Here is a 23,872-nt window from a genome sequence, read left to right as displayed (position 1 = left end):
ACTTCTGCCTTCACAGCTCGGGACTTGCACCCTATAGACTGCGCCCATGCTGGGCGCACATAAAAAAACCGGCCGCAGCCGGTTTTCCTTCAATCCCTTATTCCATTCCCTCATAAAGCTCCTGCACCGGTTTCATGAGCACGCGGTTAATGTCCTCGACGATGCGGCTGAGCTGCATTTCCGCCTGCAGCATTGCGGCGATTTTCGGGTTGTGCTGGGCAAGCTGGGCCGTTTTCTGGGCATATTCAAGTTCTTCGCCGCTGAGATCCTCGCCGGCCATTTGCTTTTGCTGCAGCTCCATCTGGATTTTCCGGAAGCTTTCAAACAGGTTCCGGGCTTCCTCATCGACCTTCACCGCCGCGATCGCCTTGGAAAGCGCCGCGTATTCGTCGGTCTGGCGGAAAGTCGCCTCGAGCTTGTTGATGTCGTTGTAAATGTTCAGTGTCATATTATCCACTCCAATCAATTAATAAGGAAAACGAGCAGCCCCTGCACAATCCCGATCAGTCCGCCGAGCACCGCGCCGAGCACGGTGATCATCTTGAACTCGCGACGGGAAATGCCGAGCACGAGGTCTTCCAGTTTTGCGACCGGGAAGGAGTCGACCTGCTCCTTCACCATCTGGTCGATCTTCAGCCGGCGGAGCGCTTCTTCCATCTTCTGCTCCGCCTGGCGGAATGCGAACGCCGTCAGTGCCGGCGTCACATTTGTGCGGATCCAGTCCGCTCCGCCCGGCCAATAGTCAACAATCGTCCGGTCGAGCCGTTCGCCGGCCGCGAGTTCCTTTTTCACATACCCGCGGACCGAAGCCCGGAGTCCTTCCCAGTCAAACCCGCCGGCCAGCTCGTCCATCGGCCTATCTTTCAGCTTTTCCCACTCACGTCCGATCAAGTCGTCAAGCAGTTCGGCAGTGCCCGGTGCGGAGAGGAACTTCAGTCCTTCCCGCTGAACTTTTCCGACGAGCTTATCCGAGCCGCCGAACATCGACTGCAGCATGCTTCCGAACGTTCCCTTAGATTCAAGGAAATCGTCGATCATCTTCCGGATCGTCGACTTGCCCTCTGCCGAAGACACATAGTCCATCGCCCGAACGATCAGGTAGCGGCGGGCACCCGGAAGGCGTTCTTCCACTTCCTCGATCCACTGTGACGAAAGCTTCTCCCCGACCGTCCCGTCGAGCAGCCGGTCCTTTGCTTCATTAAACTTCGAATCCACGAGACCGAGCACGACCTGTTCGATCTTCTCATCCGCCCCGCGGATCCCGGCCATCTCGATCCAGCCGCCGATCGTCCGGTCTCCTCCGAACAGCTGCTTTTCGATCATTCCCTGGATGGCAGACTCCGCCTTGTGCTGCATCACAGGCGTGAACAGCTTATTGCGGAACGTTTCCGGTGTCAACAGGTAATCCACAACAATCCGGCCGAACTGGGTTGCCAGCTCGTCGCGCCGCTTCGGGATGAGCCCCGGCGTGAACGGCACGCGCCAGTTCCCGATATATTTAGCCTCGTGCGGCCGGAACAACATTTTGATCGCGAGGTGGTTCGTTACGCCCCCGATCGCCGCACCGATCACTGCCATCAAGGCAATCGTCAGCAATGCATTCAATCGCTTCACCTTTTTCCTTCAGGGTTCGACAATAGTATAACAGACGAACCCCGGTAACAGAAAAAGGAACGCCACAGGCTACAGGGCGTTGTACATCATTGAAAACCGGATCGCATGCTCCGTCTCGTCATGCATCGCCAGAAACAGCGGCTCATACGCTTCCTGGATCGGAATACGGAGCAACATGACTTTATACAGCTCGGCCGTTTCAAGTGAGTCGCGGACGGCCTTCTTCGCGCACGATTTCAGGCTGTCGCACGGCCCCGGCTTCCTGAGACTTTGAACGAATGAACCCGTCAGCATATAATGAAGCTGCTGGAACATTTCATAATGGCTTTTTTCGTCCTCCATCGCATGATGGATGAAATCAAGCCAATATGGATCTTTTGTGAGTGAGGCCATCGTTTTATAGAAGTGGTACCCTTTGTACTCTTCTTCTATCGCCTCGCGCAACTGATCGGTGAACACGGCCGCATCCTTTCGTTGCATTTATTCTTATAAGTATGCGGAGCGGACGGCCATCATGAAGGAGATGAAAGAGATGCTGCAGCACTTTACGTACAAACCGATGTTCGAAGGCGGCCGGCTGCCCGGCTGGACATTTTCATTTCTCTACAAAAACACGCGCTATTCCGGTGACTACAAACAGGACGGTACCATCGCCTGGACCGGAGCCACGCCGCCGGATGAAGATCAGGTGAAAAAAATGATCCACGAGCTCATGACCTTCCACGTCTACGACTAAACCGTTTGGCCTGCCGCATTTCCGGGAATACTCACTGTATCACCGGAAGGAGGAATCCCGATGGCAGACAAGAAACCGGTCCAGTTCACCGACGAAAAGCAGCAGCTGGACGAACAGCAAAAGCGCGAACAGGAAAAGATGCAGGACAAGCAGCGCATCGCGGACGAACAGAACCGCATGACCGACACGCAGAACATGCGGAAATGACCTGGACAGAACAGCCCCCGCACCGGAAGGGATCCGGCGGCGGAGGCTGTTTTCGTTAATGATAAAATTCCCAGTAAAAAATGTTGCTGCAGAGAACGGCCGCCGTGACCACACTGAGAAGCCGGATCATCCTCCCCTGCTTCCCCTTTTGTCGAATGAGCAGAAGGCTGCTGATGATCACTGAACCGGCCACATACAGCAAATTGGCAGCCAAAAACGGCTGAATGGAGGCATAGGCCGTCATGGATGCGGTTTTGTAGACGATCCAAATGATATTGAGTCCCGCCAGCACGTTCAACCCATGCTGGACCGGCAGGAGCGGGTTCCCCGGCTTCCTCTTCAGAAGAGAGAAGATCAAAAAACCCGCTGAAAACAGGAAGGCAACACCCGCCAGGACAACAGCCGCCCACTGAAGCACATGCTGCGCCCAGGGAATGTAGAGCAGGTCGGACACCCCGGAAGACAGGAGGTTTTCCCCTTCAGGCCCGGCTGAATAGACATCAAGCGCAAACGCACTGAAGTCGTCTTCGGTTACAAACACACCCGGTTCCGTCTGTGTGTATCGGAGTCCATTCATCGTTAAGCCGTGAGCGCCGGCGGGTTCTGCCTTGCTTCTGAGCAACAGCCCGTAAAATTTGCTGAACCCGTGGCGCGGCACACGGGCCGGCTCGTACAGACCGCCCCACTTTGATGCGTTTTGCAAAGTCATATCGCTGCCTTGTGGTCGTTCTCGCCCGAAAACAAGTTCCGGGATGCCGAGTGTGAGGCTGGTTTCATTTGCCATGTTCGTCAAGACCAGCACACCCGTGCCCTCCGCCCTGTCCATGTAAATGGAGGAACTGAACGCAAGAGTATTCCCGCCGTGCCCGAAAGTTAATCCGCTTGCGGACGGCAGGAAAAACAGCCCGTTTGCGATCCGGGGCACGTCTGTACCCGGGTAATATAAAGAGGGCAGGAACAGGGCATCCATCGTCTCCTTCTTTGTAAACAGGGGCTTCCCGTCTTCGCCGAGCAGCGCCTGCATCAGCTTTTGAAGATCCCCGGCGACCCCCGTGACACTTCCCGCCGGATATATCGGAATCACATACCGGTTCGGCTCGATCAGCTGCCGCTCCTCTGTATAACCCTGGATCTTCCGCCTCTGCTTTTTCACCCATGGGTGGTCATCTTGCTCAGGATCAATTGCGGTTTTCGTCATATGAAGAGGTTCGAAAATATGAGTCCGCACATACTCCCGGTAATCCTGCCCGCTCACTTCTTCAACGATGTAAGCAGCGAGGCCCGTTCCGTAATTTGAATAGGCGACGATCTGGCCGGGCGGGAACACCTGCCGGACATCCGCGGCTTCCAGCACTTCTCTCAATGACGCCTTTTCGGGCGGATCCAGCACCATCAGATCCGTGTAACTGTCATCAAACCCCGCCGTATGATTCATCAGATGGGTCATGGTGACCGGCTCGTCATCCGACTCTTTTGATTGGAAATCAGGCGGCAAATAGCGGGCGACGTCTTCATTCAGATCAATCTTCTCGGCCTCAGCCAGCTGAAAGACACTGATCCAAACGAGAATCTTGGAGATGGACCCCCATTCAAATACGGTCTCCTCGTCGACGCGTATCTGCTTCTCCTGATCTGCAAACCCGATCGTCTTCCGGTTGACGTCATCTTCGCGGATCACGATCACCGCTGCCCCTGCGGCAGTCCCTTCGTGTTCCTTCAAATAATCCATCAATCGATCGTCCAGATCCTTATGGTCAGATGCCGAAACAGCAGGCTGGAACAGCAAAAGGAATACTATGAAAATCAAAGAAGCATAAACGAATAGACGAAACGCCAAAGCCGATTGTGCATTCATCGATAATCAATCCACACTCTCTGCATGCTTTTCCCCGCCAAAAACCAAACTCTGATGGTATTCTCCGTCAGGGTCTTATCTTTCAGTCTATTCTAACATGCCGCGGCCCTTTACCAAACTGCCGACGATTTTCACGTCCGTGTTAAATCATTAGTTAAACTCCTTGAATTTAACGCCTGAGTATCCTAAACTTGCTCCACTGGATTTTATATTTCAGATAAGTCAATATTCGATAGGAGGAATCTGCAATATGGCGAATAAAAAAAAGTTCAACTATCTCCTTCTTTTCATTCTCGGAGTATTAGTGGGCCTCTTTGTCTTAACGAGAATAATTTAAAGGGCAAGGGAACGGACTGTTTCCCCTGCCCTTCTATTTGTTTTTTAATAAAGCATCACAAGCCATCACTCCCCCGCCAGCTTCCTCCTGCCGAACACCACATAATAGTAAGTCGACGAAATGACATACAGCACGCCCGTGATCGAGAATGCCCATGCGTATCCCCAATAAGATCCGTACGCCACAACAAGTCCTGCGGAGACGGGCCCCATGGCGGCCCAGCCGGCCTGGAAGACGGTCTGGTTGACGGAGTTGGCGAGGCCTTTGTATTTGTCGTGGACAATCTCCATCGAGATGGCGCTCTGGATCGGGTTGCCGGCATTCATGAGCGCCTGACGCATGAGGAATCCGAGCGAGGCGAGGCCGAGCGACATCGTGTAGGCGGTGAGGAACAGAAACGGGATCGACGCAAGCTGGAAGAAGATGAGCGCCTTAACCTTGCCGACGCGCTTGACGAGCGCCGGGCCGATCATCATCGCGACGGCCGTCATGGCGGATCCGAGCGACAGGATCAGCCCGATGTAGGCGTTCGAGGCACCGAACCGGTTCGCGAAATAGAGGTTCAGATACGGAATGACGAGTCCCGAACCGAAGCCGATGAGCAGGTTGGCAATGCCCAGATGGAAGATGAGGCGGGCATTCCGGCCGGGCGCGGCGTCCGCCGGATCTTGCTCGGAAGGCGGCTCCGGGATCCTCGCGGGCGTCGCCTCTTTGTCTTCTTTTGAATCTTTTCCGGAAGACAGAAAAAACAGCGGCCCGATGCCGGCGGTGAAGATTGCCGCGCCGGCAATGAGCGACCAGCGGATCGATTCCACCGCGGGCAGCCCGAAGGTCTTCTCGAGCAGGTCCGCAATCACTCCGCCGCCAAGACTTCCTATGACGCCCGCCACGGTAACGAGCGAGAAATAGATGCTGAAGAGATGGACTCGCTCCGAGGCGTTGGAGTTCTCCGCAAGGAACGGAACGCCCGACACCTGTAAAAACGCCATAGTCAGGCCTGTGACGAACGCGGCGGCGACGAGCGTGCCTTCCGCCGTTTCCACCGACCGATAAAACAAGGTCAGCACCGTGAGTCCGGATCCGCCGATGAGCAGCCATTTCCGGCCGAAGCGGTCACTCAGCAGGCCGGCCGGAACGAGGATGATCGCCGTCGCGAGCGCGGTCATCGAGATGACGTTCCCGTTCACCGTCTCCGGCATGCCGAGCGCCTTGATATACAAGTTGTACATGACGGAAAACACCCCTATCCCGACCTGGATGAGGATATTAGCCAGCATGAACAGCCGGACGTTGCGGCTGAACCCCGAAATTTTGGTTTTCCAGTCTTTAAGCCAGGCCATCATTGGAGGGAGCTCCTTCATTTTCCGTTTATTTCGACATTCGAATTATACGAGAATGGAAGGGGAAAAGCAACAAGCTAATGATCTTTTCCAGCTCTGACCCCCGGTCTCAATCTGATGGCACTCACCATCTATCTGATCAACCTCGCCCTCACCCGGCCCTTTTAACAAAAAACAACCCCTGCGATCCGACGCACGGGCTGTCCCAACCATTTTACTTTCTATTTGCTTTAGGATACTGTCTCAGTTTGATGAAGTGTTAGCTTGCCCTGATCCATTCGGTAAACTTGATCGCACAGCAGTTTGATATCCTCGGAGTTATGACTGGCAATGAGAACGGTCATGCCTTGTTTTTTAAACTCCAAGATCATTCCCCTAATTTCTTCCACACCTGTTTCATCAAGGCCATTCATGGGTTCGTCCAAAATCAGAAGGCTTGGATTTTCCATGATGGCCTGCGCTATGCCCAGCCGTTGTCGCATGCCGTAAGAATATTTTTTAACCAGGCGCCGATCATCAGGGTCCAATCCAACTTTGCTGATCACCTGCCGTATATCCTCTGTCCTGATTATCCCCCGTATTGAGGCAAGAAGCTTTAGGTTATTAAAAGCAGTATACCGCGGGACAAAGCCCGGGAGATCAAATAAAGCACCAAAGTGTTTAGGGAACCTGCCATTGCCTACTTTCTCGCCGAAAACTTTCACTTCTCCCGTCGTTGGTCGCAACAGACCTGCAATTGTCTTAAATAGAACGCTTTTCCCCGAGCCGTTCCGTCCGATCACTCCATAGACTCCCGGTTTCGTTATCCTCAAGTCGATATCTTTCAATAAATCACTGCCCTTTACAGTCTTCGTAACATGATTGATTTCAATGATCATTGGCACACTTCACCCTTCCTGCTTAAGTCCTTCAATAAATAAACTTTCCAGCCGATATCGGAATACTAATCGGATCAATGCGATCAAGATTACAATCATTGCAACACTCACTGTTGTTCCATGGAAAAGAGAAAAAGGCTGAATTTCATTGAAGGCAGTCAACCCCATATTGATTGGCAGCCAAGGGATGAGAGGGGGTGCTAATCGGGCAACTGCAAATGAGACAATGATACTGGTCACAGTAAGAAGTGTGGCTACGCCCATATTTCTAAACAGCAGTGTCAATAAGATATTTGTCAGCACAGCAATCATTGCAGATCCATTCATTAGAATAAACTCTCTTACTAATAAATTGACTGCATTCACTTTTTCAAACATTGAGCCTTCCATCCAAACCGCTTCTCCGCCATCATTGATTAAAAATCCGGCCATCATATTAATACAGAACCCCAGTATTGTTCCAACAGTAATAAATAAGGTCATTACGATCAAAAAGGAATCCAACCATAAAGTTGACCTCTTGGATTGAATGGACACATTAACGAAACGTCCCGTAAATTCATCATGAAGATACAGGCCCGTTATTAATAAATAGGGAGTCAATATTAGCAACCAACGGACCAAATCAAACGACGGGTTAGTCGGCAAATAGAGCAGAAAAGCAACGGACTTCAGACCGCTGTACGGTAGTTTCCAATCATTCGAAATGCCAGCAATCACAGCATTCAGCAAAAATGCAGCCGGCACCACCAAAAGAGTTGGAGTGCAAATTAATAAACGATAGTGATATCGGAGTAAATTACCCATGAACGTTTTCCTTTCCGAATATCAAGTCCTCCGTTTTCGCTATGCGAATGCAAATAGCGATGAGCACCCCAGTTAAAACCAACCAGTAGATTATTATTTGATACGGAAAAGATGATTGAGAAATTTCATGTCTATACATGTAAGTGAAGAGATCTACATGATCCGTAAACAACCAGGGAGAAAGCACTCCGATTTTCCCTATCGTTACTAAGTTATTGAACATCCAACAGAGAACGACAATTACCAATGACGCTATGATGTTCCTCAATTTCAGAAAACAGATGAAAAAAATCAAACCTAACACAAAAAGAAGGAATGCCGTACAAATGACCGTAACGATGATGTATTGAACCGGATGATGGAGATTTAAAAACACCTCAAAGTACTCATAATAATTTTTCGCGTGTTCGCTCCAACCACCTTTAAAGCCAAGGGTGAGAAAAGACTGCAAAAAACAGATACAAACGAACGCCAGCACAGTGGCAACACTCAGCAATCCGATCAGCATCATTTCAGATGAAACCCATGCTGTCGTGCTTCCATAGCGCAAACTAATATAGGGTCTTATCTGCATTTTCGAAAAGTAAACTAACAATACCATTAAAAATATGGGTACAATCGAGTATGAGATCGATAAAAACCCAAATACTTGTAAGAAGTGATCGTAACTATTCACATTTTTGGACAGTTCCAACACATCAAATAAATGATTGGATGTAAAGACGATTATTAGACCAAAAGCTGCCAGTGCAGACCGTATGCCGATCGTACGCAGCAACTCTATCTTATCTCGTATATTCAATTTTTCTCCCACCGCCAAAAAAACTTACTGCCCCGATAATGATCAGGATTGCGGCATAAGCAACTCTCGGCCAACTTCCCATACCTGTTTTATTAATATCGTATAAAATTTGTGCATTTAATAGAGGGTTAATGTCAATAAAAATTGTACTGGTTATGAGATAAAAAACGAAAGGCATCAAGACTGCCAAATAAGTGTTTTTCACAAAAACAGATAACCCAAGCCCAAATGATGCCAGTGTGAATCCGCAGCCAAAAATCGTAAGGATGATCAAAAGGATCATGAGATGCGGGGAAGCAATACCCATGGAATGGAACATTTCAGCTGTTTCCAGGCCCTCACCTTCCAAAGGAAGTTGAAAAACGAAGCTTAAAACAGAAAGAATCATAAAACCAACCACCGGTCCAATCGCCACCGCGACTCCGCCCGTTAAACCAGTTATGAAGAATTTTATCGTTTTATATGTCCGCTCAGAAGTGCGGATAGATATATAATTCGTCAGATGGTTATTTTCATCCTGCACATAGCTCGCGACAAAAGGAAGACAGGCCAAAATAGGGAACGCAAGAGCAAGTGTATTGGCGGTGCCTGAATTGTATCCGGATAGAAATAGATAAAGTAATGATAACTGACCACTTGGCAGCCAGCTGATATATTCAATGAATCCCCCGATAAACATGAAAATGGATAATAATGATGCAATCAACATAGCCGGAGACCAAAATGCCCTCTTCAGCTCTTCGAAAATGTATGACAATAAATCACCGCCTAAGAAAAATGAAATAATCGGATAGATTACCATTTGACTAGTCAAGGCTTATCAGTTTGGTGTCCAATTTCCTTTCGTTGAAACAGCTTCATTCTCACCAAACGGCGTGGAAATGTTTAAATGCACTGATTTTCCTTTATAGGTACTTGCCGCTTTATAATCCATTGTCTTTTTTCCTGTAGAAGAGTATGTCACCTTGCTTGTAATGTTGGTACCACTTGTATTTTCAACCCATGATACCAAAGATGCACCCTTCGCAAGATAAGTTACATTATTATAGGCCGAACCAGTCGTTTGCTTAGTTTTGTTAGTAGTTTCAAAATCAGCAATAGCCGGGACTCTTGCATCGTAGTCATAATACGTGGCGGCAGTAGCAATTCCTGTTCCGATAGAGAATAGCCCTAATGAAAGCAGGCCAGTTGCTACTTTTCGATTAATTGTCATTTCATCTCTCCTTCAATTTTTGATAAAATCTACCCGATCATTAGAGGGAAATAATCCCTTTGTTAAAGAATAGCTTAAAAAATAGTGATTGTAAATAAAAAGAAGGAGAAAAGACAATAAATTTTATCAAAGTCGCTCAATCTTAGTACAATTCCATCATTTTGTATGATAATAGATCATTTTTGTACAACGACCTTATTCCAAATGTGCTCGGGCATCCACAGAATATACTTGACGCTCTTTCCTTCCACACCCACCCCCTCCCCAAAAACAACCCCGACGAACCCATTCGCCGGGGCTGTCTCCTATACAGTTGCTTATCTTCAACCGATCTTCCCCGTTGCCTGCGTTCCCGCCTGCAGCTTATACATCTGAGCATACTGACCGCCGTACGCGAGGAGCTGGTCATGGCTGCCGGATTCGACGATCTCGCCTTTGTCGAGCACGAGGATGCGGTCGGCGTTTTTGATCGTCGACAAACGGTGGGCGATGACGAAAGTCGTGCGTCCTTTTTTCAGGACGTCCATCGCATGCTGGATGATTTCTTCGGTTTCGGTGTCGATGTTCGATGTCGCTTCGTCCAGGATCAGGATTGCCGGGTCGAACGCAAGCGCGCGGGCGAATGAAATGAGCTGGCGCTGGCCTGCGGAGAGGGTGCTTCCCTTTTCCACGACCGGCGCGTCGATGCCGTCCGGCAGATGCTTCAGCACGCGGTCGCCTCCGACGGCTTCCAGCGCCTGTTCGACTTGCTCGCGGGAGATCCGCGTGTCGCCGAGGCTGATGTTGGACTCGATCGTCCCGGTGAACAGGTACGGATCCTGCAGGACGATGCCCATATGGTCGCGGATCGTCTGCCGCGGCAGCTTCGTGATGTCGGTGCCGTCGATGACGATGCGTCCCTTGGATGGATCGTAGAACCGGAACAGCAGGTTCATGATCGAGCTTTTCCCCGATCCGGTGTGGCCGACGAGCGCCACGGTCTCGCCCTGCTTCGCTTCAAAGTCGATGCCTTTGAGCACATACTCCTCGCCTTTATAGGCGAACCAGACGTCCTCAAAGCGCACGTTCCCCCGGTAGCGGGCGATTTTCTCCCCGCTCACCGGCTCTCCTTCCTGATCGAGCAGCTCGAACACCCGCTCCGCCGCGACGAGCGAGTGCTCGAGGCGGGAGAACTGGTTGACGATGCCGGTGATCGGGTTGAAGAGTCGCGTGATGTAGTCGACGAACGCATAGAGGGCACCGACCGAGATGGCCTGTGGCGCGGTGAGCGCCACGTTTCCGAAGTACAGGACGAACACAAGGAACGTCATCGAACGGAGCGTGTCGACCAAGTTGAACGAAGTCGCAGAGTCCATTTTAAGCAACTTGTTCTGATAGCGGAAATGCTCGTCGTTGAGCGCTTCGAATTCCTCTTCCATCTGCTTTTCCCGGCGGAATGCCTGGATGATCGTCATGCCCTGGATCGCTTCGTTGATCATCCCGTTCAGGTCGCTCACCTTGCCGCGGATGATCCGGTTGTACTTGGACGCAAACTTGCGGTAGGTGATCATCCATACATACAAAACCGGAATGAGCAGGAGCATCACCCCGCCCAGCTTCGGATCGAGCCAAATCAGCGCGATGAAGATGCCGCCCATGTACATGAAGCTCGTGGCGAACTGCGAGAGCACGGTCACGTACATGTCCCGGATCGCTTCCGTATCATTCGTGACGCGTGCGACGACCTTGCCGGCCGGCAGGTTGTCGAAGTAGCGGATCGGCAGCGTCTGGATCTTGCGATACACTTCATTGCGCATCTTCTGGATGATCCGGTTCGCCCCTTTCTGGAGGAGCAGATACTCGGAGTAGCGGAAGATGGCCGTGATGACGGCGAGCCCCATGAACAGGGCGAGCAGGCCGGCGATCGGGCCAAAGTCAATGCCGCCCGTCTCGCTTCCGGCAATATGGTTGTCGATGATATTTTTGGCGATGAGCGGTCCGGCAAGATCCGCCGCGACGGCGAGTGCCAGGCAGATGATGCCGGGGATCACATAGCCTTTTTGATCAATTGCATACCGGACGAGCCGTTTGCCTTTATTCATGTGAATCCCCCTCCCCGATCTGCTGGCGGTCGAATTGTTCGCGGTACCAGCCGTGTTCGCCGAGAAGCATGTCGTGGGTGCCTTCCTCGATCACGCGGCCGTCCTCCAGCACGATGATCCAGTCGGCGTGTTCGATCGCCGACAACCGGTGGGTCGTGATGATCGTCGTCTTGCCTTCCCGGCCTTCGCGGATGTTTTCGATGATCGCCGTCTCGGTCTTCGCATCGACTGCGGACAGCGAGTCATCCAAGATGAGAATCTCCGGGTCTTTGATGAGCGCCCGGGCGATGGAAATCCGCTGTTTCTGGCCGCCGGACAGGGCGACCCCTTTTTCCCCGACGAGCGTTGCAAGCCCTTCCGGCAGCATCGCCAGGTCCTTGCGGAAGTGCGACAGCCGGATCGCTTCATCGATTTCTTCGTCGGTGGCGTCCGGCTTGCCGAACAGGATGTTGTCCCGGATCGAGCGCGAGAACAACACATGTTCCTGCGGGACGTAGCCGAGCCAGTCGCGCACTTCGTCTTTCGTCAGGTCGGTGATCGAAACGCCGGAGAACGTCAGCTCCCCGCCGCCTGCCGGATATTCGCGGAGCAGCTGGCGGACGAACGTCGTCTTGCCGCTCCCCGTCTTGCCGACGATGCCGAGCGTCCCGCCCCGGTCGAGGTGGACGCGGAGCCGGTCCAGGTTCACGGACGAAGACTGCGGATACCGGAACGTGACCTCATTGAAGTCCATTTCGTCCGGCGTGCCGGCATGCTTCGGCGCAGCCGGGTCCTTCACGTCTTCTTCGTAGGCAAGCGTCTCGGACACTCGGTCAAGAGACGCGTTCCCCCGCTGCATGACGTTGATGAGCTCGCCGATCGCGATCATCGGCCAGACGGCCATCCCGAGGTAAACGTTGAACGTGACGAGATTGCCGAGCGTCATGTCGCCGGTCGACACGAGAAACGCCCCGTAGCCGAGGCCGATTGCGTAGCTCGCGCCTGTCAGCACTTTCGACGTCGGAGCGAACAGCGCGTCAATCCGCTCGACGGCGATGTTCTTTTCGTATACTTCTTCGGTTTTTGCGCGGAAGTTCTCTTCGGTCGCGCTCTCCTGCACATACGCCCGGACCACCCGGACGCCGGCAACCGCTTCGAGCACATCATCGTTCAAGTCGCCGAATGCATCCTGGGCGACGACATAACGCTCGTGGATCTTCTTGCCGAGCACCTGCATGATGATAGCCAGAATCGGCAGCGGGATGATGGCCGCAAGCGTCAATTTCCAGGAGACGATGAAGCCCATCGTGAGCAAAATCGTCAGCAGGTACAGCGTCGAGTCGATGAGGGTCATGATGCCGAAGCCGGCCGTCTCCGAAAGTGCCCGCAGGTCGTTCGTCGACCGGGCCATCAGGTCGCCGGTCCGGTTTTTCTCATAGAACGTCGGCGTCATTTTCAAAAAGTGGCGCATGAGCCGGCTGCGCAGCGTCCGTTCGATCACATTGGCCCCGCCGAACAGCTGATACTGCCAGACGAAGTTGGACGCATAGCCGACCGCCATGATGAGGAGCATGATTCCGGCGAATCCCCACAGGAACCCCGTCGTCATGTTCCCCTTATACATCGTGTCGATCGCCCGGCCGATGAGCCACGGCGGCACGACAACGAGCACGTTGGTGACCGTCAGCAGCACGAGCGCCACTGAATACCGCTTCCAGTTCTCTTTGAAGAACCAGTCGAGCTTAAACAATACTGAAAACATAAAACCCCTTCTTCCCGGAGCGGATTACACTATCCGCCTTCTTTAGATTCCTTGATGAGAGTTTTCCTTTCCTTCACGATGCACATCGCGATTGCTCCTTTCCGGATGGTTGTTTATGCAACACGCGGCTTTCGTTCCGCGCGGTCACACCAAATCGGTGAAAAAAAGAGAGCACGCCCCCTGTCCAAGGAGACGTGCTCATTGAAAAAGGATCCGGCAGCATGCCGGACCCCGTTGAAATAAACTGCGGTTCCCGAAGTAAATTACGGGCGCAGTGCGGGCAGGCATGGCGATATGCAGTTTTGTCCCATTGTGCAGTCCATTGTGCAGTCCATTTTCATGAAGAACATCGTCCATGCCTCCCTTCCGCAGAATGTTGATAATTGTTTCGATACTCTAACAGCCTACCGTTAAGTCGATTGGCTTGTCAACTGTTTTCTGAAAAAATGACCAAGTTACTCTTCGGAGCATCGGAACAGATACAGTCTATGCACCCCCGACCGGATTGATTCATCCCAGAAACAAATGGATCGCCGCTCCGAGCACCCCGGACACGAGCACAACAAGCCACGGCGGCTGCTTCGCGAATTGCAGCAGGATCAGGGCGACCGCCGCCACTCCCGCATCCCAGACCGAAAAGATCGAACTCGGGATGACCGGGTCGATCAGCGCCGAGAACAAGATTCCGACAACTGCGGCATTTACGCCGAGAAGAGCCGCTTTCAGCCAGCTCTTTTTCCTGAGCACCGACCAGAACGGCAGCATGCCGACAACGAGCAGGAAAGACGGAAGGAACATCGCCCCGACTGCGACAAGCGCCCCCGGGATGCCGTCCATGATCGTTCCGATATAGGCGGACAAAGTGAACAGCGGACCGGGAACCGCCTGCGCAGCTCCGTATCCGGCGATGAACGTCTCTGTCCCCATGTATCCTGCGGGGACGACTTCCCGCTCCAGCATCGGCAGGACCACATGCCCGCCGCCGAACACGATCGAGCCGACCCGGTAAAACACATCCAGAATCACCGCCAAGACATGATTGGCGGCCGTCCGGACGGCGGGCAAAGCAATGAGCAGCAGGACGAATATCAACCATGCTGCGATGCCCGTTTTGCGGCTCACCGCAACCGGTACCTCACCTTCTTCCTTGCCGGAAGGCGGCCTGTTCCGATAGATCAGATAGCCCGCCGCCCCTGCCAGAACGATGAACCCGATCTGACCCGCTGCGGTACGGACGATCAGCACGCCGGCAGCGGCCACTGCGGCAATCAACAGTCGGGGCAGATCCGGCGTCAGATTCCGCCCCATTCCGATCAGCGCATGGATGACAATCGGAACTGCCACAATCTTGAGCCCCCGGATCCAGCCCGTATCGAACCCGGTCCCGCCGCCGACAAGCCATGCGAACAGCACCAGCAACACCACGGACGGCATCGTGAAGCCGAACCAGGACAGGAATGCGCCGGCCAGCCCACCGCGCATGAGCCCGATTCCGATGCCGACCTGGGAGCTGGCAGGGCCGGGGAGGAACTGGCAGAGCGCGACCAGGTCTGCGTACGCCCGGTCATCCAGCCATTTTTTCTTTTTTACATATTCATCCCTGAAATATCCGAGATGGGCGGCCGGTCCCCCGAACGACGTCAGTCCGAGCTTCAGCGAAGTCCACAGGATTTCCCCGTACCGCCCCCCGTTCTTCTTTTCCATGAGAAAACCCCTTTCCGGTTGATTCCTGCCCATCTTACTCAAAGCTGCCATCCGGGGAAAGGGGTTTTACAGAACCTTTACAATGCAGCCGTCATCCTTTCGTCCGGATGACCGCCACTTTCAGATAATCCGACTCCATATGATGACGGTGGGTACGGAAATCGGCCGGGAGCCGGAATTCCCGCTCGATCGTGTATTTCCTGCCGGCAGACTTGAACGCCTTCTCGATGAACCCGCGGAATTTCTTCATGCCGAAGCCCGCATGGTTGGTCGAAGCGATGATGATGCCGTCCTTCGCCGTCACCGAAAGGGCATCCTCCAGCAGCTTCGGATAGTCTTTGGCGGCGCTGAATGTCCGCTTTTTCGAACGGGCAAAGCTCGGCGGATCGAGGATGAGGAGATCGAATTCCTTCTCGTGCCGCTTCGCATAGCGGAAGTAGTCAAACACATCCATGACGACGATGTCCTGAGCTTCATAATCGATGCCGTTTGCAGAAAACTGTTCGATCGTCTTCGGCAGACTGCGCTTGGCGAGATCGACGCTCGTCGTCCCCGCTGCTCCGCCGAGTGCCGCGGCGACCGAAAAAGCGCCTGTATAAGAAAATGCATTCAGTGTGCGGCGTCCTTTAGCCCACTCGTCGCGGACCGCTTTTCTGACATCCCGCTGATCGAGGAAGATGCCGGTCATCGCCCCGTCGTTCAGATCGACGGCGAACTGCATCCCGTTTTCCTTCACCAGGATCGGGAAATCCGGCTTGTCGCCGAACACGAAGTCGTCATCCTCCACATACTGTCCCCTGGAATCAAACCGTTTTTTCCCGAAAACGGAGCGGACCGCCTTCAGATCCGCAAGCGCATCATGAACGTACCGGCGCATCGCATAAATCCCTTCACTGTACCAGTTTATCAGGAAATGGCCGTCATAGTCGTCGATCGTCAGGCCGCCGATTCCGTCCCCTTCGCCGTTGAACACACGGAATGCGTTCGTTTCGGGATCTTCATAGAAGGATTCCCGCCGGGCGATCGCGTCCCTGATCTTCCGGCTGAAGAACGCTTCGTCGATCTGTTCGCCTTCCTTCGTTGCGAGCACCCAGCCGGCACCTTTGTTTTGGCTCCCGTGATAGCCGGTGGCGACGTAGCGTCCCGCCGGATCAATGAGTTTCAGCAGCGAGCCTTCCCGCCCGAGCATCTCAGGATCCGCCACTGCGTCCTTCGGCAGGATCGGCTGGCCCTTTCGGATGGCTGCTGCCGTCTCCCCGTCCACTTTCACTTCTCTCAACTTCATCTGTTATTCCGCCTTCCTGTGCTTTCGTCAACCTATTATCGCACGCCGGGCGCCCGCTGACGAATCTGCGGCGGGCCGGATGGTTTATCCATTGTGTTTTTTCTTCCGCGGATATAAAATTAAAGCAACTCACGATTTTTTCTATTAAACAGGAGGTGTACACTTTGTCCTCCCCCTCATTCGGGTCAGGGGCAAAGTATTTATTTGGACATTGCCATACGATTGGCAGCTTTTGCTGCCTTAATCGCCTTCACCGCGTTTTTCGTCGCGAGTGAATTCGCAATCGTGAAAGTCAGGACGACGCGCATCGATCAGCTTATTGCGGAAGGCAACCGCAAAGCCATGCGGGCGAAGAAAGTGGTCTCCAATCTGGATGAGTACCTTTCGGCCTGCCAGCTCGGCATCACGATCACCGCCCTCGGCCTCGGCTGGCTCGGCGAACCGACCGTCCAGAGGATGCTTGCGCCGCTGTTTGAGCGGTTCGAGATCCAGGGCAACATTGCCGCGCTCCTTTCCTTCCTCATCGCTTTCTCGGCCGTGACGTTCCTTCACGTCGTCGTCGGCGAACTCGCGCCGAAATCGGCCGCCATCCAGAAAGCCGAAGCGATCACGCTCAACTTCTCGGGACCGCTCATCGCCTTTTACCGGCTCATGTATCCGGTGATCCACGGCATGAACGGGGCGGCCCAGGGACTGATCCGGATGTTCGGCCTCAAGCCGATGTCCGAATCGGAAGCAGCCCACTCCGAGGAAGAATTGCGGATGATTCTCTCCGACAGCTTAAAAAGCGGTGAAATCAACCAGTCCGAATATAAATATGTAAACAAGATTTTCGAATTCGACGACCGGATCGCCAAAGAAATCATGGTGCCGCGGACCGAAATGATGACCGTCGAGAAAAACATGACGCTCCGTGAAGTGTTCGACGTCATGGGCGTCGAGCAGTACACACGCTACCCGGTCACGGACGGCGACAAGGACCACGTCATCGGCCTCGTGAACATGAAGCATCTGCTGACGGCCTTCATCAAAGATCCCGAAAGCGGCACCCGTCCGGTGATGGACTTCACACAGCCGGTCATCCGGGTGATCGAGTCGATCCCGATCGGCGACCTGCTCCTGAAGATCCAGCGCGAACGGATCCACATGGCCGTGCTTATGGACGAATACGGCGGCACGAGCGGGCTGGTCACGATCGAGGACATCCTCGAAGAAATCGTCGGAGACATCCAGGATGAGTTTGACATCGATGAAGTGCCGGACGTCCAGGCGGTCGGCGAGAATCACTACATCTTTGATGCCAAGATGCTCATCGAAGACATCAACGACATTCTCGGGATCCACATCGACGAAGAAGACATCGACACAATCGGCGGCTGGTTCATGGCCAAACGGTTCGATGTCGTCAAAGGCGAGAAGATCATCGAGCAAGGCTATGAGTTCCTCGTCAAAGACATGGAGGGCCACCATATCCTGTATATCGAAGCGATGAAAGCAGATCCTGAGACCGAGCCGTCCGTGGAAGACCACGCCGCGGCCGCGGAATTCTGATCCACTCCCCCGGACACTGAGTGTCCGAGGGGTTTTTGTTTTCCCGGAAACTTCATTCATAAGCCGGAAAGACGATTTTGGGGTATACTGGATGGTCCGGGGGTGAACGATCATGGATCTATATTCCAACCTGAGAAAAGGCGAGCGCGGCGCCTGGGTCAGCATCTGGACCTACATTGTGCTCAGCATCGTCAAATATACGGCCGGGACACTCGGCCACTCCGACGCCCTGAAGGCCGACGCCCTGAACAACACGACCGACGTCATCGCGTCTGTTGCGGTGCTTGTCGGACTGAGGATTTCCCAGAAGCCGCCCGATGACCAGCACCGGTACGGACATCTGCGCGCCGAAACGATCGCTTCGCTCATCGCCAGCTTCATCATGGCAGCGGTCGGCCTGCAGGTTCTGATCGGGGCCATTGGTTCGCTCGCATCCGAAGAAAGCGCCTCCCCTTCCCTTTTCACGGGAATCGTTGCACTGGCAAGCGGCATTGTCATGTTCATCGTTTACCGCTACAATCTGAAGCTCTCCCGGAAGATCAACAGCGCGGCACTCAAGGCGGCGGCGCTCGACAACCGGTCTGACGCCCTCGTCAGCCTCGGTGCGGCGGCCGGGATTGCCGGCGCCATTTTCGGCTATCCGATCATCGATACGGTCACCGCCGTCATCATCGCCATCTTGATCCTTCTGTCGGCAGGTTCCATTTTCAAGGAAGCGGTCTACACACTGACGGACGGGTTTGATGAAGAGGAAGGAAAAGAACTTTCCCAGCTCGCCGAGTCGGTCAGCGGCGTTATCCGGCTCAAAGAGTTCAAAGGAAGAATGCACGGCAACCACGCCTTCATCGATCTCACCGTCACCGTGGATCCGATGCTCAACGTGATCGAAAGCCACCGGATCACAGAAGAAATCGAACGGCGGCTGGAAAAAGTGAAACCTTTCAGCACAGTGCTCGTACATATAGAACCGGAACTTTCGGAAAATAGAAAATCAGGGGGAACTTCGCACCATGTATGATTTTGTCGATCAGAAGCGGGTCATTTCATTCACACTGGCTGTCATCTTTTTCATTCTCGCCATTATCGGCCCGGCAGCCCTTCTGCTTCCATTCAAGAACGGCTTCATCACGCGGGAAGCCCAGGTTGTCGGCACGTCAGGGTGGTCACTCATCACGGGGGGCGTCGGACTGCTTGCCATCTCAGGGATCTTCATCGTATTCGCGGTCGTCGAAAAGCGGGCGAAGATTGCCGTCATGACGATTGTTTTGCTCATCGTCGCGGTGCTGGGCATCGTGCTTTCTTCCAAGGACTACTATTATTACACCCAGGACCGTTTCGTCATCAGTACGCCGTTCTCTCTTCAATCCCAGACTTACCACTGGGATGATTTTGAGCAGGTGACCGAAAACCTGACGAAGGAAGGCGGCACGCTCGCCGTTCAATCCGTTGACTTCCTCATGAAAGACGGAACGGATTATTCATTTGACCGCGGTATCATGATCAATAACTACCAGCCGATCATCTACGCCGTCCAGAACGCCGGCGGCAAGCACGTCCGAAAAGAAAGTTGATCCACTCCAAACAGCTAGGCAGGTTCAAAAGCCCGGCAGGCGGTTTCATCCGCTTGCCGGGCTTCATTTTGGTTCATCAGGAACCGTTGTTTTCCTCGTCCGTTTCGTCGAGCATTTCCTCGTCGTCGGATGTATCCGTGCCGTCCATCCCTTCGCTGTCTTTCCCGGAATCGGTATCGGCATCAGTATCCGTGTCTACGTTGACATCCGTGTCCGTTCCGTCATCGCCGTCCGGAGCCGGATTCACATCCTCCGTCGGTTCGTCCACATCAACATCCACATCATCTCCGTCATTCTTATCGCCGCAGGCTGCGAGCATGCCGACCGACAGGAATGTCGCCGCTCCGACTTGTAGCCATTTCTTTGGTTGCATATCGTGATTCCTCCTCCTTGTCGTCTTGTCTGAAAGTCGTTCCACCCCCACTATTCCCTTAATTGGGCAAGTCAATCATTTCACCGCAAATCCATCTCGAAAGTGCGTTTCCGGGGAGCCTTATCTTTAACAGCGGGAGCGTTATCTTTATCCCGCATAGCGTTATCTTTATCGCCGGGAGCCTGTCCATTAAGAAAGCCGCCGGCCGGAAAAATTCCCGGCCAAGCGGCTGCGTTTGAAAGATTGGCATATCAGTCTTTCCTGTATTCCACCCGGTATACGTCATGCCGGCGGTCTTTGAGCTGCTTGACCGTGCCGTCCTGGCGCTGGCGGCGGAGAATCTCCAGATCCACGTCGCCGATGAGTGCCATTTCAAGGTTGGCATTCGTCTCGCCGACAATGCCGTCCCGGGCAAACTCAAAGTCGGACGGAGCGAAAATTGCCGACTGGGCGTACTGGATGTCCATATTCTCCGTCTGCGGCAGGTTGCCGACCGTGCCGGAAATGACGGTGTACACCTGATTTTCGATGGCGCGCGCCTGTGCACAGTAGCGGACGCGGAGGTAGCCTTGCCGGTCTTCCGTGCAGAACGGCGTGAAGATGATGTTCGCCCCCATGTCGGTCGCAATCCGCGCCAATTCCGGGAACTCGATGTCGTAGCAGATCTGGATGGCGATTTTGCCGCAGTCGGTGTCAAACACCCGGACCGCATCTCCCGCACTGATCCCCCACCACTTCCGCTCATTCGGCGTGATGTGGATCTTATATTGCTTCTCGATCGAACCGTCACGCCGGAACAGATACGCGATGTTATAGATTTCATCGTCGTCTTCCTTCACGAAATGGGAGCCTCCGATGATGTTGACATTGTAGCGGACGGCCAGATCCGTGAACAGCTCAATGTATTCTTCCGTATACTCGGTCATTTTGCGGACCGCGATGCTCGGGATCGGCTCATCGAGGAACGACATGAGCTGCGTCGTGAAAATCTCCGGGAACACGACGAAGTCAGAATGCGCATCCGATGCGACATCGACAAAGTATTCGACCTGGCCCGCAAGATCATCGAACGACGAAATCTGGCGCATGAGGTATTGGACCACACAGATGCGGACCGGATAGCTTGTCTTGAAATGCCGCTTCGACTGCGGCTTGTAGTCAATGTTGTTCCATTCCATGAGTGTCGCATATTTCCGGGACGCCTTGTCGTCCGGCAGGTAATCCGGGTTCACCCGCATGAGCGTGAAACCGTTCATGAGCTGGAACGACAGCACCGGATCATAGATCTTGTGGCGGGACACCGCATCGACGTATTCACGCGGCGTCATTTCCTTTTCGTGCTTGTAATAGTTCGGGATTCGGCCCCCGATGACGATCGACTTCAGGTTCAGCTTTCGCGCCAGGTCTTTCCGCGCTTCATACAATCGCTGCCCGACCTTCATCCGGCGGTAGGCCGGGTCGACCATCACTTCGATGCCGTACAGATTATAACCGTCGGGGTTGTGGTTCGTGATGTATCCTTCATCGGTCACATCGTCCCACGTATGCTTGTCGTCGTACTCGTCGAAGTTGATGATGAGGCTTGAGCACGAGCCGATGATCTCGCCGTCCAGTTCCGCAACGAACTGCCCTTCCGGGAAAATGGCGAGATGGCTTTCAAGATGCGACCGCTCCCATGGATCCATCCCCGGGAAACACGAATCCTGCATGCGCAGGATGGCATCGATATCATCATGGGTCATCTCTCGGATCACCATGCTTTTTTCAAATGAAGACAAATCAAATTGTTCCGTCACGGGAGAGCCCCCTTCCGATTCACATTGAAAATCATTATACTGCATCCGGCCTCCGGTTAATATTATTTTACTTGCCCCGTCGTCCGCCCCTATAATCATAAATGGAGTTTAAAATCGACAGGAGCGGGTTCAATGGAAAAACGCCTCGAGAACACATGGCTCTTCATCTGGACGGTCGCACTCGTGGCAACGGCCGGTTCCCTTTACTTCTCGGAAGTGAAGCAGTTCGTGCCGTGCGAGATGTGCTGGTACCAGCGGATCCTCATGTATCCGATCGTCGTGATCGGCGCGGTCGCGTTCGTGAGGAAAGATTTCCGGGCAGCCGCCTACACAGCTGCACTGTCGGTGATCGGGGGCCTGATTTCCCTTTATCATTATGGCATCCAGAAAGTGGCGTTCCTTCAGGAGTCAGCGCCTGCCTGCGGCCAGGTGAGCTGCACGGGATCTTACATCAACTGGCTCGGGTTCATCACAATCCCCCTGCTTGCCCTCATTGCTTTCATCATCATCGCCGTCCTCAGCTTTCTCATGCTGAAGTGGCAGAAGGAGCCGAAATCATAATATGAAGAAACTGTTCATCATCGGAGGCGCAGTCATCGTTCTTTTGGCGCTGCTCGTCTTCGTCAACAACCAATCAAACAAGCCCAAGCTGGCAGACAGCCCGTACGGGGACAAGCAGCTCAAGCAGTCGACGATCGACCAGCTCGACGATCCGAACTACCAGAACATCATCCTGCCGGACGAGCTGGAGAAACGGATTGATTCCGGGGATCCGGTCACTGTTTATTTCTTCAGCCCGGAATGCTCGCACTGCCAGGAAATGACGCCGCGCCTTGTGCCGATCGCCAAGGACATGAAAGCGGATGTCGTGAAATACAACGTCCTGGAGTTTGAACAAGGCTGGAACCAGTACCAGATCGAAGGAACTCCGACGCTTGCCCATTTTGAGGACGGCAAAGAAGTGGACCGAATCGTCGGTTCACAGTCTGATGAAGCCATCCGGGCGTTCCTGGAACAATATGCAAAGTGAAATCGAAGCCGCGCGGCAAGCGCGGCCTTTTTTGGAGGGGATGCTGAATGGCGTTTTTATTTGATTACCGGATCCATGAAGACGGCATGACGGTGGACCGGCTGCTCCGCGAGAAGTGGCAGCTCGGCCGGAAGCTGGTGCACGAGCTGAGGATGGACGGCTTCGCCGGGCTGGAAAACGGCGAACGCGTGAGATGGAATGAAGCGCTGGAAGCGGGAACGCTGCTGACGATGCGGCTTCCGGAGGGCAAGTCGGAGTACGTGCCGGAAGAAGGAGAACTCGGGATCGCCTATGAAGACGATCACTGCCTCGTCGTCCACAAGCCCGCCGGCATGGCCGTTCATCCGAATGAGCCGGGCGGCACCGGCACGCTCATGAACCGGGTGCTCGCCGAGTCGCTTCGGGACGGCCGCCCCTACGCCGAACACGTCCACCGGCTCGACCAGGGAACATCGGGCCTCGTGCTCATCGCCCGCCATCCGGTGGCCAAGGCGGTGTTCGACCGGATGCTTGAGGAAAAGGCGGTCCGCCGGGAATACATTGCGGAAACAAGCGGAAATTTGAGGCGTCCGTCGGGCAAGATCGACGCTCCGATCGGACGTGACCGCCACCACGCGACAAGACGGCGCGTCTCCCCCGGCGGCCAGTCCGCCGTCACCCATTATGAAGTGATCAAAGAAGGGCGCCGCACCTCCCTCATTTCCGTGGAACTGGACACCGGCCGCACCCATCAGATCCGCGTCCACCTCGCCCACCTCGGCCATCCGATCATCGGCGACACCCTCTACGGCGGACGCCCCGCTGCCGGCGGCTACCGCCTGCACGCCGGCCGGATCGCCTTCACCCACCCGTTCACGGAAGAACCGCTGCAGATCGACGACCCGGTCCGGCCGGTCTGGCTGGGCGGGTCCCGGGGGGAATCGTAAGGGGCGAGTGAGACGCTTTCTTTGC

23 protein-coding genes are annotated in these 23,872 nt (G+C 54.0%); 8 read left to right on the top strand and 15 right to left on the bottom strand.

What is annotated here, in order from left to right:
• Positions 1–97 precede the first annotated feature (97 nt).
• The 3 genes from ACFFIY_RS03455 to ACFFIY_RS03445 all read right to left on the bottom strand — a co-directional run bounded on the left by ACFFIY_RS03455 (position 98) and on the right by ACFFIY_RS03445 (position 2,094).
• Positions 98–448 (bottom strand): YlbF/YmcA family competence regulator, encoded by a 351-nt coding sequence (locus ACFFIY_RS03455; protein WP_354198543.1) that lies wholly within the window; start codon positions 446–448, stop codon positions 98–100.
• Positions 449–462: 14 nt separating this feature from the next.
• The gene (locus tag ACFFIY_RS03450; protein ID WP_354198545.1) at positions 463–1,614 is read right to left on the bottom strand and encodes a DUF445 domain-containing protein; all 1,152 of its coding nucleotides are present in this window, start codon (positions 1,612–1,614) and stop codon (positions 463–465) included.
• A 69-nt stretch (positions 1,615–1,683) separates the two neighbouring features.
• Entirely contained in the window at positions 1,684–2,094 is a 411-nt protein-coding gene (locus tag ACFFIY_RS03445) for a ferritin-like domain-containing protein (protein WP_354198547.1), read from the bottom strand.
• A gap of 52 nt (positions 2,095–2,146) precedes the next feature.
• Here ACFFIY_RS03445 and ACFFIY_RS03440 point away from each other — a divergent pair, with 52 nt between their 5' ends.
• Complete coding sequence (locus tag ACFFIY_RS03440) at positions 2,147–2,350, top strand: YheE family protein (RefSeq protein WP_354198609.1); 204 nt, start codon at positions 2,147–2,149, stop codon at positions 2,348–2,350.
• Positions 2,351–2,410: 60 nt separating this feature from the next.
• Positions 2,411–2,557 (top strand): hypothetical protein, encoded by a 147-nt coding sequence (locus tag ACFFIY_RS03435; protein ID WP_354198549.1) that lies wholly within the window; start codon positions 2,411–2,413, stop codon positions 2,555–2,557.
• A 55-nt stretch (positions 2,558–2,612) separates the two neighbouring features.
• Here ACFFIY_RS03435 and ACFFIY_RS03430 read toward each other — a convergent pair whose 3' ends face one another.
• From ACFFIY_RS03430 to ACFFIY_RS03385, 10 genes are all read right to left on the bottom strand, one after another.
• Positions 2,613–4,286 carry a serine hydrolase domain-containing protein gene (locus tag ACFFIY_RS03430; RefSeq protein WP_354198551.1) on the bottom strand — a complete coding sequence of 558 codons (1,674 nt, stop codon included), beginning with the start codon at positions 4,284–4,286 and terminating at the stop codon, positions 2,613–2,615.
• A gap of 528 nt (positions 4,287–4,814) precedes the next feature.
• Positions 4,815–6,092 carry an MFS transporter gene (locus ACFFIY_RS03425; RefSeq protein ID WP_354198553.1) on the bottom strand — a complete coding sequence of 426 codons (1,278 nt, stop codon included), beginning with the start codon at positions 6,090–6,092 and terminating at the stop codon, positions 4,815–4,817.
• A gap of 227 nt (positions 6,093–6,319) precedes the next feature.
• Positions 6,320–6,967 carry an ATP-binding cassette domain-containing protein gene (locus ACFFIY_RS03420; protein WP_354198555.1) on the bottom strand — a complete coding sequence of 216 codons (648 nt, stop codon included), beginning with the start codon at positions 6,965–6,967 and terminating at the stop codon, positions 6,320–6,322.
• A gap of 9 nt (positions 6,968–6,976) precedes the next feature.
• Positions 6,977–7,774, bottom strand: a complete 798-nt coding sequence (locus tag ACFFIY_RS03415) for a hypothetical protein (protein ID WP_354198558.1) — start codon at positions 7,772–7,774, stop codon at positions 6,977–6,979.
• Between the two features lie 785 nt (positions 7,775–8,559).
• Entirely contained in the window at positions 8,560–9,285 is a 726-nt protein-coding gene (locus ACFFIY_RS03410; protein ID WP_354198560.1) for a hypothetical protein, read from the bottom strand.
• Between the two features lie 111 nt (positions 9,286–9,396).
• Positions 9,397–9,789: a hypothetical protein gene (locus ACFFIY_RS03405; RefSeq protein ID WP_125904125.1), complete on the bottom strand. Its 393-nt coding sequence runs from the start codon at positions 9,787–9,789 to the stop codon at positions 9,397–9,399.
• Positions 9,790–10,112: 323 nt separating this feature from the next.
• On the bottom strand, positions 10,113–11,870 hold the full coding sequence (locus ACFFIY_RS03400) for an ABC transporter ATP-binding protein (RefSeq protein ID WP_354198562.1): 1,758 nt from the start codon (positions 11,868–11,870) through the stop codon (positions 10,113–10,115).
• Positions 11,863–13,611, bottom strand: a complete 1,749-nt coding sequence (locus ACFFIY_RS03395; protein WP_354198563.1) for an ABC transporter ATP-binding protein — start codon at positions 13,609–13,611, stop codon at positions 11,863–11,865. Before ACFFIY_RS03395 ends, ACFFIY_RS03400 begins: the two co-directional genes overlap by 8 nt.
• Positions 13,612–14,121: 510 nt before the next feature.
• Entirely contained in the window at positions 14,122–15,315 is a 1,194-nt protein-coding gene (gene chrA, locus ACFFIY_RS03390; RefSeq protein WP_354198565.1) for a chromate efflux transporter, read from the bottom strand.
• Between the two features lie 91 nt (positions 15,316–15,406).
• Positions 15,407–16,600 carry a class I SAM-dependent rRNA methyltransferase gene (locus ACFFIY_RS03385; protein WP_354198567.1) on the bottom strand — a complete coding sequence of 398 codons (1,194 nt, stop codon included), beginning with the start codon at positions 16,598–16,600 and terminating at the stop codon, positions 15,407–15,409.
• A gap of 222 nt (positions 16,601–16,822) precedes the next feature.
• Between ACFFIY_RS03385 and ACFFIY_RS03380 the strand changes: the two genes are divergently transcribed.
• From ACFFIY_RS03380 to ACFFIY_RS03370, 3 genes are all read left to right on the top strand, one after another.
• Positions 16,823–18,151, top strand: coding sequence for a hemolysin family protein (locus ACFFIY_RS03380; protein WP_354198569.1), 1,329 nt, complete (start codon positions 16,823–16,825; stop codon positions 18,149–18,151).
• Positions 18,152–18,263: 112 nt separating this feature from the next.
• Positions 18,264–19,169 (top strand): cation diffusion facilitator family transporter, encoded by a 906-nt coding sequence (locus ACFFIY_RS03375; RefSeq protein WP_354198571.1) that lies wholly within the window; start codon positions 18,264–18,266, stop codon positions 19,167–19,169.
• Positions 19,162–19,722 (top strand): hypothetical protein, encoded by a 561-nt coding sequence (locus ACFFIY_RS03370; protein ID WP_354198573.1) that lies wholly within the window; start codon positions 19,162–19,164, stop codon positions 19,720–19,722. Before ACFFIY_RS03375 ends, ACFFIY_RS03370 begins: the two co-directional genes overlap by 8 nt.
• 76 nt (positions 19,723–19,798) lie before the next feature.
• On the opposite strand, the gene ACFFIY_RS03365 is transcribed toward ACFFIY_RS03370, so the two are convergent.
• Both ACFFIY_RS03365 and ACFFIY_RS03360 read right to left on the bottom strand, forming a co-directional pair.
• Positions 19,799–20,095 (bottom strand): hypothetical protein, encoded by a 297-nt coding sequence (locus tag ACFFIY_RS03365; protein ID WP_354198575.1) that lies wholly within the window; start codon positions 20,093–20,095, stop codon positions 19,799–19,801.
• A 251-nt stretch (positions 20,096–20,346) separates the two neighbouring features.
• A complete protein-coding gene (locus ACFFIY_RS03360) occupies positions 20,347–21,891 on the bottom strand; it encodes a GNAT family N-acetyltransferase (protein WP_354198577.1) in 1,545 nt (514 codons plus the stop codon).
• 132 nt (positions 21,892–22,023) lie between these two features.
• On the opposite strand from ACFFIY_RS03360, the gene ACFFIY_RS03355 reads away from it, so the two are divergent.
• Genes ACFFIY_RS03355 through ACFFIY_RS03345 form a run of 3 tightly spaced genes read left to right on the top strand, consistent with a single transcriptional unit; the run spans position 22,024 to position 23,847 of the window.
• On the top strand, positions 22,024–22,452 hold the full coding sequence (locus ACFFIY_RS03355) for a disulfide oxidoreductase (RefSeq protein ID WP_354198579.1): 429 nt from the start codon (positions 22,024–22,026) through the stop codon (positions 22,450–22,452).
• Between the two features lies 1 nt (position 22,453).
• The gene (locus ACFFIY_RS03350) at positions 22,454–22,921 is read left to right on the top strand and encodes a thioredoxin family protein (RefSeq protein WP_354198581.1); all 468 of its coding nucleotides are present in this window, start codon (positions 22,454–22,456) and stop codon (positions 22,919–22,921) included.
• Between the two features lie 47 nt (positions 22,922–22,968).
• Entirely contained in the window at positions 22,969–23,847 is an 879-nt protein-coding gene (locus ACFFIY_RS03345; RefSeq protein WP_354198583.1) for an RluA family pseudouridine synthase, read from the top strand.
• The last annotated feature ends 25 nt before the right edge of the window (positions 23,848–23,872 follow it).

The organism is Bhargavaea ullalensis, from assembly GCF_042432615.1.
In the GTDB taxonomy this organism is placed as follows: domain Bacteria; phylum Bacillota; class Bacilli; order Bacillales_A; family Planococcaceae; genus Bhargavaea; species Bhargavaea ullalensis.
This window is presented reverse-complemented; position numbering and strand designations above follow the sequence as displayed.

Excerpts from the sequence above, each read along its gene's own strand:
- ACFFIY_RS03370 (WP_354198573.1), top strand. The coding sequence starts at position 19,162 with ATGTATGATTTTGTCGATCAGAAGCGGGTCATTTCATTCACACTGGCT.
- ACFFIY_RS03355 (WP_354198579.1), top strand. The coding sequence starts at position 22,024 with ATGGAAAAACGCCTCGAGAACACATGGCTCTTCATCTGGACGGTCGCA.
- ACFFIY_RS03415 (WP_354198558.1), bottom strand. The coding sequence starts at position 7,774 with ATGGGTAATTTACTCCGATATCACTATCGTTTATTAATTTGCACTCCA.
- ACFFIY_RS03410 (WP_354198560.1), bottom strand. The coding sequence starts at position 9,285 with ATGTTGATTGCATCATTATTATCCATTTTCATGTTTATCGGGGGATTC.
- ACFFIY_RS03435 (WP_354198549.1), top strand. The coding sequence starts at position 2,411 with ATGGCAGACAAGAAACCGGTCCAGTTCACCGACGAAAAGCAGCAGCTG.
- ACFFIY_RS03365 (WP_354198575.1), bottom strand. The coding sequence starts at position 20,095 with ATGCAACCAAAGAAATGGCTACAAGTCGGAGCGGCGACATTCCTGTCG.
- ACFFIY_RS03405 (WP_125904125.1), bottom strand. The coding sequence starts at position 9,789 with ATGACAATTAATCGAAAAGTAGCAACTGGCCTGCTTTCATTAGGGCTA.
- ACFFIY_RS03430 (WP_354198551.1), bottom strand. The coding sequence starts at position 4,286 with ATGGATTATTTGAAGGAACACGAAGGGACTGCCGCAGGGGCAGCGGTG.
- ACFFIY_RS03345 (WP_354198583.1), top strand. The coding sequence starts at position 22,969 with ATGGCGTTTTTATTTGATTACCGGATCCATGAAGACGGCATGACGGTG.
- ACFFIY_RS03385 (WP_354198567.1), bottom strand. The coding sequence starts at position 16,600 with ATGAAGTTGAGAGAAGTGAAAGTGGACGGGGAGACGGCAGCAGCCATC.
- ACFFIY_RS03420 (WP_354198555.1), bottom strand. The coding sequence starts at position 6,967 with ATGATCATTGAAATCAATCATGTTACGAAGACTGTAAAGGGCAGTGAT.
- ACFFIY_RS03445 (WP_354198547.1), bottom strand. The coding sequence starts at position 2,094 with ATGCAACGAAAGGATGCGGCCGTGTTCACCGATCAGTTGCGCGAGGCG.
- ACFFIY_RS03425 (WP_354198553.1), bottom strand. The coding sequence starts at position 6,092 with ATGATGGCCTGGCTTAAAGACTGGAAAACCAAAATTTCGGGGTTCAGC.
- ACFFIY_RS03375 (WP_354198571.1), top strand. The coding sequence starts at position 18,264 with ATGGATCTATATTCCAACCTGAGAAAAGGCGAGCGCGGCGCCTGGGTC.
- ACFFIY_RS03400 (WP_354198562.1), bottom strand. The coding sequence starts at position 11,870 with ATGAATAAAGGCAAACGGCTCGTCCGGTATGCAATTGATCAAAAAGGC.
- ACFFIY_RS03440 (WP_354198609.1), top strand. The coding sequence starts at position 2,147 with ATGCTGCAGCACTTTACGTACAAACCGATGTTCGAAGGCGGCCGGCTG.
- chrA (WP_354198565.1), bottom strand. The coding sequence starts at position 15,315 with ATGGAAAAGAAGAACGGGGGGCGGTACGGGGAAATCCTGTGGACTTCG.
- ACFFIY_RS03455 (WP_354198543.1), bottom strand. The coding sequence starts at position 448 with ATGACACTGAACATTTACAACGACATCAACAAGCTCGAGGCGACTTTC.
- ACFFIY_RS03350 (WP_354198581.1), top strand. The coding sequence starts at position 22,454 with ATGAAGAAACTGTTCATCATCGGAGGCGCAGTCATCGTTCTTTTGGCG.
- ACFFIY_RS03395 (WP_354198563.1), bottom strand. The coding sequence starts at position 13,611 with ATGTTTTCAGTATTGTTTAAGCTCGACTGGTTCTTCAAAGAGAACTGG.